At 33.6% G+C, this 1,988-nt stretch carries 2 protein-coding genes; both read left to right on the top strand.

All coding sequences use genetic code 11. The annotated features are described in order from the left end of the window. Positions 1-589: 589 nt before the first annotated feature. Positions 590-1,378, top strand: coding sequence for a hypothetical protein (locus tag ACTTK6_RS15730; protein ID WP_462833943.1), 789 nt, complete (start codon positions 590-592; stop codon positions 1,376-1,378). Between the two features lie 245 nt (positions 1,379-1,623). After that, positions 1,624-1,899 carry a hypothetical protein gene (locus tag ACTTK6_RS15735; protein WP_462833944.1) on the top strand — a complete coding sequence of 92 codons (276 nt, stop codon included), beginning with the start codon at positions 1,624-1,626 and terminating at the stop codon, positions 1,897-1,899. Positions 1,900-1,988: the final 89 nt, after the last annotated feature.

Here is a 1,988-nt window from a genome sequence, read left to right on the forward strand (position 1 = left end):
AGGCGGATGATATTGGATATAATTTCCAATATTTACTTCTATGACCAACATTTGTTTTCAAACCTGCAACTTAAAAGGTAGTAAAATAAAAAAGGAATAATTTTACATACAGATGTCAAACATAGGTAATTTTTAGGAAAAGGGGGAAAGCAGCGTATGACTTTTACGAGAAATAATTTTCATGTTCGTTCCCTTAATAAAAGTAATCTTTTTATAGCTTTACCTTTCTTCATTTTTGGATTTACTGAAATAGGCAGTCTAAGAACAGCCGGTTTCTGCATAGGTCTCGTTTTTCTATGCTCGCTCAATAATGAAAAACAGTGCTTTAAATGAACGGATTTATTTAAACGTTCGGCTGAAGCATTTAAAAAGCTTAAGCATTCAAGATGTAGTCTTTAATAAGGAGCCATTTTATGCCGCATTTTAAACTTTGGAACGCCGTATACTATATTCAATAAACTACTTATGTTTTTAATTTACGGACCAATTCTATCATACAAGGTCTAGAGAGAGGGGCTTCGGTCCTTTTTTAAATTGAAACAGTTGTTAAAAATCTTCACTATAAGGTTTTAGAGGAGGTACAGAATGAATGTTTAAGATTCACGACGAACACCAGTTATTAACTCAAGTACAATCAGAAATTAAGCTTGTTAAATTATTTTGGCAAGGACATAGAGTACAGGAAAAAAATAAACAAGTATTCAAATGTGAGAGAAAAAAAGCGTTAAACCTAATTTTTTTAGTCTATCTCGTTTTATGGGGAACGCTAATAAGTGGGGCTATATTACAAATAACTTTTCCTTTTTCTATGTATATCGCAGCAATAACATTTTTTCTTCCTATTATAATTACTTTTAGATTATATTCTCGGTTTAAAGAAAAGGTAATTTCTTTACATGCAAATACTTCTAGAGATTCGACATCTTCTACTTTAATAAATAACATTGCTTGCATCGAAACAATGAAATGGATTAAGAAACATAACATTTCTTTTTCCTTTCTAGAACAGTATCTGTTACCGAAAATCGAAGACGAAGCAAAAATTCATCATGAATTTTCCCTCAGAGTATTCATAAAATCTATAAATATAGGCTTGGTTATTTCTCTTCCAATTTTTTTAGCTAGTATGTCTTGGAATCTTAGTGCCTTAGCCGCACAATACAATCAAGGAGGCGATAATGTATTTGAAGTGTTAATAATAATAGCGTTCCTTTACTTTCTTTTTTTAATTATTGTTATTTTTGTTAGCGTTACGATTGTTAAAGGGATCCAATTTTTTGATTCTACAAAAAGATACAAAAGTACGATCTACTCTTCACTTACGTACAGAAGCACCATAAATGCAATACGAGTCCTAATAATTAATCAAAGAAATTAAAGTTTTACTTACCTTTCAGTAATAATAAAATCGCCACCCTTTCAATCTTTTCTTAACCCCAGTAATGCATTATGAATCACATTCCTTATCTTCCCAGGTATTTCATTTCCTGAAACCTTTGCTCTTCACTACGTTTGCAAATTTTCCCAAATACCCGGAAATGCATTCACTTATATTAGTACGTCACAAATGGAGGAGAGGGGAGCCTGCACGCGCTAACGCACTCTTTTGTTACGATGTGTTTTATGTTTGCTGCTAATCTTTGCTTCGCGGCTCTCCAACTTTATTTGAGCTTACAGGGGCAGCTGGTGGCTGACCGGCCAGCTGTCGTGGCTGCTTCTTTCAAAGTTTTTGAAGGCCACCAGTTTTTCCGTCTTTATGGCAATCGGTTATTATTTTCGATTTTAGAAGCGATAAGTTTGCGTAGAAACCAAGCGTCCAAGCTTTCTTTCGAAGAGGGCAGTAAAAACGCGCGTAGAGTATTCAGCATTGAGGATTTTGCCGGCTTTCCTCATGAATAATTTATATCTATAACTTTTAAGTTGCAGGTTTGAAAACAAATGTTGGTCATAGAAGTAAATATTGGAAATTATATCCAATATCATCCGCC

Source organism: Marinococcus salis, assembly GCF_054971365.1.